The sequence below is a fragment of the Lentzea sp. NPDC060358 genome, assembly GCF_042725365.1.
In the GTDB taxonomy this organism is placed as follows: Bacteria; Actinomycetota; Actinomycetes; order Mycobacteriales; family Pseudonocardiaceae; genus Lentzea.
In genome coordinates, this window is sequence record NZ_JBHXCW010000304.1 from 1 (window position 1) to 8143 (window position 8143).

Here is an 8143-nt window from a genome sequence, read left to right on the forward strand (position 1 = left end):
GTGTAGGCGCGGTCGGCGGCTACCGCCGCCAGCTGCGGCTCGACCCCGGCGGTGGTGGTCTGCGCCCAGACCACCTCGCCGTTCGGGCGGAAGTTCCACGCCGCGCTGATCCCGAACCTGTCGTACGCCGTGAACACGGTCACGCCGCCCCGGTGGTCGCTGGTCTCACCGGTGCAGTGCTCCCGCACGCACAGCTCCTCGGGCGTCTCCTGGACCAGCCCCGGCGCGTTGACCTGCGTGTAGACGGTCACGTGGGCGCCGTTGCGGGTGAAGCCGACGGTGTTGCCCATGTACTGCATGTCGTCGAACAGACCGGCGGCCTCACCACCCCAGTCGCCCGGCCGGACGTCCTGGGCGCCGCGGAAGATCCGCGGGAACGTCCGCGCCTGGTGCGCGGAGAACCCGTCGGCCTGCTCCTGCAGCTCCGCCTTGGTCTTGTGGACCGGAGTGACGTCCTCCGGCGGCCACGTCGGACCGGGCCGGGCGGACGCCGTGCCCGCCAGTCCGACGAGCGCCAGGCCCGTCAGGACAGCCGCCATCACCTTGTGCATGCGCATGAATCCCCCTGGTGGTTGTTCCGCGTGCACCGGGAGATACGCCGCAAGATCACGAGAGGTTGCACGCCGGCTCACAACCACCCGCGCCGCATCGCCTGCACCCCCGCCTGGAACCGCGTCTGCGCCCCGCACCGGTCCATCAGCTGCCGCACCCGCCGCTGCACCGTCCGCGGCGCCAGCCCCAGCTGCCGTGCGATCGACTCGTCCGTCAGCCCGGCGGCCAGCAGCCCGAGCAGGGAGGGGTCGACGTCGGCCGCCGCCGCGTAGATCCCGCCGGGGCTGAACGGGATGCCCTTGTCCCAGTACAGCTCGAACGTCGAGCGCAGCACGTCCAGCAGCGCCGACGGGCGGATCAGCAGCACCTTGTCGACCACGTCGCCGTTCACAACGGGCAGCACCGCCGCGTGCGTGTCGATCACGGCCAGCTTGAACGGCAGCGTCGGCGTGACGCGGGCGCGTTCGCCGGCCGCCACCAGGTCGATGATCTCCGTGACGCGGCCGGGGATGTCGACGGCCGAGCGGTCGTAGACCACGCGCCACTGCACGTCGCGCAGGCGCGTCTCGTCCTCCAGCGCCACGTGCTGGCCCAGCGGCGTGACGTACGGCGGCTGGTCCAGCACGCAGACCTCCTCCCGCGCGCCGCGCAGCAGGGCGTGCCACAGCTCGCGGACGGCGTCCACTCCGGACACCACCTCGACGAACGCGTTGTCCGCCAGCTCCTCGTCGCGGTTGCGCAGGTAGAGCTCCATCAACGGGCCGACGTCCGCGCGCGCCCGGCGGTGGGCCTCCTCGCGGGCCGCGATCAGCGCCTCCACCGCCAGGTCCGGCGCGACGGCCTGCCACACGTCGCCGGGCAGGTGCCGCACCAGGCCGAGCTCCCGCATCTCCTCCAGCACCCGCGACGAGACGCCGATCTCGTCCGTGGTGCGACTCCCGCCCGTGACCAGCAGCTCGTAGACGGCCGTGAGCTCCGGCGCGACGCCCAGATGTCCGAACACGGCCACATTGTGCGCCATTCGGACCAAGAACCGTGTCGTGAACACGACAGTGTCGCCATTCGGTCTCCGCCAGACCTGTTTCCGCAGGTGTGACGCGACTTACGGTCCCTGCACCTCCGCAGCCGGTTCAGAACCCTGACGCCCTCAACGGCACGCGGAGGCCCTGCGTGGAAGGACCTCACGTGAACAAGATGCGACGCACCAGCGTGTGCGCCGCGGCAGTTTCCGCCGCCGTGCTCAGCGTTGTCGCCCCTCCGGCGACCGCCGCCCCCGCCCAGATCCAGGCCCAGCCGGACTCGACCCAGACCACCCGCCCGTTCGAGCGGCTGATCGTCGGGTACAAGCCGGGCACCGCCGAAGCCTCGTCCGACTCCGCTGCCTCGGACGACGTGCGCGGCAAGGGCAAGTCCGTGCACCGCCGCATGTCGAGCGGCGCCGTCGTCGTCGACCTGGGCGCGAAGACCGCGAACGCCGACAGCACCATCCAGGCGTTCAAGAACGACCCGAAGGTCGCCTACGTCGAACCGGACCTGCTGATGCAGCCGTTCGCCGACCCGAACGACACCGAGTACTCCCGGCAGTGGGACCTGTTCGAGGCCACCGCCGGCATGAACGTGCCCGGCGCGTGGAGCAGCACCACCGGCGCGGGCGTGACCGTCGCGGTCATCGACACCGGCTACGTCACCCACTCCGACCTCGCGGGCAAGGTCGTCGCGGGGTACGACTTCGTCTCCGACTCGGCGCGCGCCCGCGACAACAACGGCCGCGACTCGAACCCGGCCGACGAGGGCGACTGGACCGCCCGCGGCGAGTGCGGCACGGACGCGAACGGCCAGCCCGTCCCGCCGTCCGACCAGAGCTCGTCCTGGCACGGCACGCACGTGGCCGGCACCATCGCCGCCGCCACGAACAACGGCAAGGGCATCGCGGGCATCGCCTACGACGCGAAGATCCAGCCGTTGCGCGTGCTGGCGAAGTGCGGTGGCGCCACCTCGGACATCGCCGACGCGATCACCTGGGCGTCCGGCGGCACGGTGAGCGGCGTGCCCGCGAACCAGACCCCGGCCAAGGTCGTCAACATGTCGCTGGGCGGTCAGTCGTCCTGCTCGACGACCTACCAGAACGCCATCAACGGCGCGATCAACCGCGGCACCACGATCGTCGTCGCGGCCGGCAACTCGAACGCCAACGTCGCGAACTTCACCCCGGCCAACTGCAGCGGCGTCCTGACCGTCGCGGCGACCGGTCGTGAGGGCAACAAGGCGTTCTACTCCAACTTCGGCTCCCGCATCGACGTCGCGGCGCCCGGCGGCGAGACCCGCCGCGGCACCGACACCCCCGGCACGATCACCACGCCGGAGAACGGCATCTGGTCGACGCTGAACGCCGGCGCCACCACCCCCGGTGCCGAGAACTACAAGCCCTACCAGGGCACGTCGATGGCCGCCCCGCACATCGCGGGCCTCGCGGCACTGCTCGTCGCGAAGAAGCCGTCGCTCACGCCGGCCCAGGTCAAGGACCTGATCAAGACCAACGCCCGCGCGCTGCCGGGCACCTGCTCCGGCGGCTGCGGCGCCGGTCTGGCCGACGCCGCCAAGACCGTGGCGGCGCTCGACAGCACTCCTCCCAGCGGTGGCTCGGAGAACACGACCGACGTGGCGATCCCGGACCGCGGCGTGGCCGTGACCTCGTCGATCACCTCGACGTTGGCGGGCAACGCCTCCGCCACCACCAAGGTCGGCGTGGACATCGTCCACACCTACCGCGGCGACCTGGTGATCGACCTGGTCGCGCCGGACGGCACCGCCTACCGGCTGAAGAACTCGTCCTCTTCGGACAGTGCCGACAACGTGGTGGCGACCTACACGGTCAACGCCTCGTCCGAGGTCGCGGCGGGCACGTGGAAGCTGCGGGTCCAGGACCTCTACTCGGGTGACACCGGGTACATCAACTCCTGGAACCTGACCCTGCGCTAGCTCCGCGGGTTCGCCGAGCGGGCGGTGCCTCCTCCCCAGTCCAGAGGAGGCGCCGCCCTTTCACGCGTTTGAAGAGTTCCGCCACAGGTAACGTCGCGGGTATGGCGACACTGGTGACGTTCCACGCGCATCCCGACGACGAGTGCATCGTGACGGGCGGCGTGATGCGCAAGGCCTTCGAGGAGGGCCACCGGGTCGTGCTCGTCGTCGCGACCCGCGGCGAGGCGGGCGAGGTCCCGGACTTCCTGGAGGAGAACGAGGAACTGTGGCAGCGCCGCGTCGTCGAGACGCACGCGGCGGCCGACCTGCTGGGCGTGGCGCGCGTGGAGTTCCTGGGCTACCGCGACTCCGGGATGATGGGCGACGAGCTCAACTCGAAGCCGGGGTCGTTCTGGACCGCGGACGTCGAGGAGGCGGCCCAGCGGCTCGCGGCGATCCTCGCCGAGGAGAACGCCGACGTGCTCACGACCTACGACAGCTTCGGCGGCTACGGCCACCCCGACCACATCCAGGTCCACCACGTCGGCAAGCGCGCCGCGGAGATCGCCGGCACCCCGAAGGTCTACGAGGCGATGGTGCGCGAGTCGGACTTCCTGGAGGCGTTCCGCCGGGCCGGCATGGAGGTGCCGGAACCGATGGAGGGCGCGGTGCCGGAGTCGGAGATCAACGTCGACGTCGACGTCAGGAAGTACCTGGCGGTGAAGCGCGAGGCGATGCGCGCGCACCCCTCCCAGATCACCGAGGACTCGTTCTTCCTGTCACTGGACGAGGAGACGTTCGCGCTGGCGTTCGGCACCGAGTCGTTCATCTACCACGGCGAGGGTCCGGCGGACGCTTTGGACCTCTAGCAAGCGAAAACGGGGGTGGCCGCCGGCCACCCCCGTCTCTCACTCAGCTACTTCACGCCGTGCGGCGACGACGCAGGAACAGCAGGGTGCCGGCACCGGCGCCCACCAGACCCAGACCCGAGAGCAGCAGCCACATCGGGGAAGCACCGGTCGCCGCGAGCGGCGGTTCCGGAGCGCTGCCACCGGGAGCCACCGGAGAGGCCGAGGTGGTCACCGGGGGCACGGAGGACGAGGGCGCCTCCGGAACCGAGCTGCTCGGCACGGGGGGCTTCGTCTCCGACGACTTGGTCGGCGGAGCCTCCTTCACACACGGCGGGGTCGTGTGCGTGTTCTCGTAGTTGTGGTTCGAGCCGTCCGACGCCGTCACCTTGATGGTGAAGGTGTGCGCGACGGTACCGTCCGCCTCGAACTTCTTCGACTCCAGCTTGTTGCCGACCTTCTCGGCCCAGTTCTCGCTGAACTTCTCGTCGACGAGGACCTTGTCACCGTCCTTGATCAGCACGGTGTTCTTGTTGCCGCCCGCGTACTGGGTCAGCTTGACCTTCAGCACAGCCTTGTCCTTGACGCACTCCGCTGACGACACCGGGGTGTGTGCGCTGGCCGGGGTGGCCAGAGCCAGCGAAGCGATGGTCGCGGTCGCCGCCACCGCGAACGCGCCCAGAACTCTGCTTGCCATGAAAACTCCTGCTCTGCATTGGTGCGTTGGCGGATCAAACACATCGACTTACCAAATCACCCGACCGGGTGAACCGGGCCACGCTAGCAACACAGAGCGCTCGAAAGGTCACCGTATGGCAACGGAGTGGTGTCACCACGGGTAGATCGACATGTTTTCTGTTAGGCCGATGACGCCGGCCACCAGTCGCATCTGCTCCACGCCCCGCACGTCGGCGTTCAGCAGGCGGGGCGAGCAGATCATCACGGCGAGCACCTGGGCACGGGAGAGTGCCACGTTCAACCTGTTGCGTGACAAAAGAAAGTCCAGGCCACGGGGCAGGTCCACGGTGGACGAGGACGTCATGGACATGACGACCGCGGGCGCCTCCTGGCCCTGGAACCGGTCCACAGTGCCCACGCGCGTTTCGTCGAAGCCCGCATCGGCGAGCTTTCTGCGGATGACGCGGACCTGCAGGTTGTACGGCGCGACCACGAGAACGTCCGCGGCGGTGAGCTCGCGCGTCGTGCCGTTGTCCGTCCAAGTACGACCGACGATCTGCCGCACGGTGTCGACGACGGCGTCCGCTTCCTCGGCCGACGACGTGATGTTGTGCCGGTGATCGACTTCCCGCAGGTAGATGCCCGGGTCGACGCCCGAGATCGACCGGTGGGCGGCGGACTCGTGCGAATGGAGCAGTCCCGCGTAGGAGAGCTCGGACACCGGCTTGCAGACCGCCGGGTGCATCCGGCGCGTCTCGGCGAGGAAGTAGCCGAGGTGGTCCGGGATCACGTCCGCGTCGCCGAGCAGGTGCCCGAGCGCGGAGGCGTCGGAACCGGGCGGGTGCACGCCCTGCACGACCTGCGGCAGCTGCTGCGGATCGCCCAGCAGCACGAGGTTGCGCGCCGCCGTCGCCACCGCCACCGCGTCGGCCAGGGCGAACTGGCCGGCCTCGTCGATGATCATCACGTCGAACGGCTGCGCCTTGATCACGGCGTTGGAGAACGTCCACGCCGTGCCGCCGACGAGGTGTCCCTGCGGGTGCTCCTCCCGCCACCGCGCCAGCGCGCCGTTGTCCTTCGGCTGGTCCCACGGCACGCCCTCCTCGGGCTTCTTCCCCTTGTGCCGCTTGGCCATCGGGATGCCGGGGTCGACCGACGACAGCACGTTCTCCACGGCCTTGTGCGACGTGGAGGTCACCGCGACCGTCAGCCCCTGGTCGATCAGGTGCTTCACGAGCTTGGTCGCGAGGTACGTCTTGCCGGCGCCGGGCGGTCCCTGCACGGCGAGCGTGCCGCCGTCGAGCTGGTCGACGGCCTTGAGCACGGCCTGCACCACGTCGGGGTGCTGCGGCAGCGGCTGCGCGGGCGGCGTGCGCAGCAGCAGGTCGATGCCGGGGTTGCGGGGGAGCAGCGGCAGCAGGTGCACCGCCTGCTCGGCCAGCTCCGCGACGGCCTCGTCCTTCGGCGACGCGGGCACCGGGCTGCCCGGCAGCACGGCGATCGGCAGCTCGGCGTGCTCCTGCGCGCCGCTCTCGGTCAGCACCAGCTCGTACGGGTTGTCGTCGGACACCACGGCGTTGCGCGTGACGTTGCCGGGGTAGAGCAGCCGGACCTGCTCGTCCTTGCCGAACGGGTGCGGGCGCTCCGGGTCGATCCGCGCCTTCACCTGCCGCTTGTGGTTGCGCACCCGGCCGCTCGGCGGCACCCAGTCCTCGGCCCGCAGCGTGATCGGCACCGCGCAGTTCGAGTCGGTCTCCAGGTCCGAGATCGGCGCGAGCGCCTGCCGGAAGAAGTCACCCCACGCGGGACTTGCCTCCCGCCGGTGGTACCCGACCGTCGCCGCGAACAAGGCGTGCCCCTGCGCGAGCAGCGGCTCGGTCAGCGCCGCCATCCGCCGTGCCCGCTCGGCCGCCTTCTCGAGCGCGGCCTCGTCCCGTTCCGGCGGCGGCGCCGTCTCGACGTCGTGCTCGCGCTTGATGCGCACGAGCAGGTCCCGGACACCCCTCGTGGGGTTCTCGTCGTCCAGCAACGGCCTCAGCGCCGGCAACGTGTACTCGCGCGCCGACACCCGGACGGCCCGGCGTGTGAGCGCTCCCAGGTCCACGCACCGCCGCACCAGTTCGTCCACTTCGGACTCGAGCGTGGCGGTGCGCGCGGCGCGGCCCGCCAGGTCGTGCGGCGTGAAGTGGTAGACCGTGCCGGACGGCGTGCGTTCGACGAACTCCGCGAACGTGCCCTCCCAGCCCGGCGTCCGGAACGTGTCGCCGTCGACTTCGAGGAACACGTCGTCCTCGGCCGGTTCGGGCAGGTTCGCCAACGCCTCCGGCGCCACGACCTCGTAGCTCACCACGCCGGTGCGTTCCTGCCGCACCTGCAACCGCGCCTGCGCGGTCAGCGCCGTGAAACTCGCGGGGGACAGCGTCGCGGGCCGTTCCTCGGTGGCCGCAAGCGCGTCGATCGTGTCAATGCCGGCTGAAACCAGCTTCCGCCGCTGGTCCGTCCGCAACCCGGCGACCAACGACAGGTCCCGGGCCTCTTCGCGGCCCGAAGCGCAATGACGGGCGAACCGGCATCCGTTGCAGGCGGCCCGGACGTCACCCCACGACCGCGTCGGCGCGGGTGGGGGGTTCGCGAGGCGGGTCTGCAACCGGCCGAGCAACGGCGTGAAGTCGGCGACGCGGAACGACGTCCTGCGCCCGTCGACGACCAGGTGCGCGCGCTCGGCGCCCAGCGCCCGTGCTGCCGCGACGAGCGACAGCACGGCGTGGGGAGTGGCTTCCGGCACGTCGTCGCACGGCTCGTAGCCGTGGGACGTGCGAACCAGCGTCTGCGCCGAACAGTGGAACTCGCCGTCGAGGAAGACGGCGTTCTCGACGACCTCCGCGCCGGACCGCATCTCCTCGGCCGTCCGGGCGGCCAGTCGGTGCAGCTCAGCGGGGTCGCCGCGGCGGTCGTCGCGGGCCAGGAAGCTGCGGTGCTCGCATTCGAGCAGGTCGACGAGGTCCGACGGGCTGGCGAGCATGGACGGAGATGCTAATCAGTCCCGGAGCGCGACCCCTGGCGGCACGGGCGGACGACCCGCGTTCATCCCCGAAACGGGGGTCGTC

General features: G+C 70.7%; 6 protein-coding genes. 2 read left to right on the plus strand and 4 right to left on the minus strand.

What is annotated here, in order from left to right; translation table 11 throughout:
* A partial coding sequence (locus tag ACFWGZ_RS37055) for a hypothetical protein (protein WP_382456259.1) occupies positions 1-557 on the minus strand: 557 nt, incomplete at its 3' end.
* 71 nt (positions 558-628) lie between these two features.
* Positions 629-1555 carry a LuxR C-terminal-related transcriptional regulator gene (locus ACFWGZ_RS37060; protein ID WP_382456260.1) on the minus strand — a complete coding sequence of 309 codons (927 nt, stop codon included), beginning with the start codon at positions 1553-1555 and terminating at the stop codon, positions 629-631.
* A gap of 191 nt (positions 1556-1746) precedes the next feature.
* Here ACFWGZ_RS37060 and ACFWGZ_RS37065 point away from each other — a divergent pair, with 191 nt between their 5' ends.
* Positions 1747-3531: a S8 family serine peptidase gene (locus ACFWGZ_RS37065; protein WP_382456264.1), complete on the plus strand. Its 1785-nt coding sequence runs from the start codon at positions 1747-1749 to the stop codon at positions 3529-3531.
* Between the two features lie 101 nt (positions 3532-3632).
* Positions 3633-4379, plus strand: a complete 747-nt coding sequence (locus ACFWGZ_RS37070; protein WP_382456261.1) for a PIG-L family deacetylase — start codon at positions 3633-3635, stop codon at positions 4377-4379.
* Positions 4380-4431: 52 nt separating this feature from the next.
* Here the strand turns inward: ACFWGZ_RS37070 and ACFWGZ_RS37075 are convergent, their stop codons facing one another.
* Positions 4432-5055 (minus strand): LPXTG cell wall anchor domain-containing protein, encoded by a 624-nt coding sequence (locus ACFWGZ_RS37075; protein ID WP_382456262.1) that lies wholly within the window; start codon positions 5053-5055, stop codon positions 4432-4434.
* Positions 5056-5187: 132 nt separating this feature from the next.
* Complete coding sequence (locus tag ACFWGZ_RS37080) at positions 5188-8058, minus strand: AAA domain-containing protein (RefSeq protein WP_382456263.1); 2871 nt, start codon at positions 8056-8058, stop codon at positions 5188-5190.
* Positions 8059-8143: the final 85 nt, after the last annotated feature.

What these genes read in the sequence shown, in the direction of transcription:
- ACFWGZ_RS37065 (WP_382456264.1), top strand. Translation starts at nt 1,747, where the DNA reads ATGCGACGCACCAGCGTGTGCGCCGCGGCAGTTTCCGCCGCCGTGCTC.
- ACFWGZ_RS37070 (WP_382456261.1), top strand. Translation starts at nt 3,633, where the DNA reads ATGGCGACACTGGTGACGTTCCACGCGCATCCCGACGACGAGTGCATC.
- ACFWGZ_RS37075 (WP_382456262.1), bottom strand. Translation starts at nt 5,055, where the DNA reads ATGGCAAGCAGAGTTCTGGGCGCGTTCGCGGTGGCGGCGACCGCGACC.
- ACFWGZ_RS37080 (WP_382456263.1), bottom strand. Translation starts at nt 8,058, where the DNA reads ATGCTCGCCAGCCCGTCGGACCTCGTCGACCTGCTCGAATGCGAGCAC.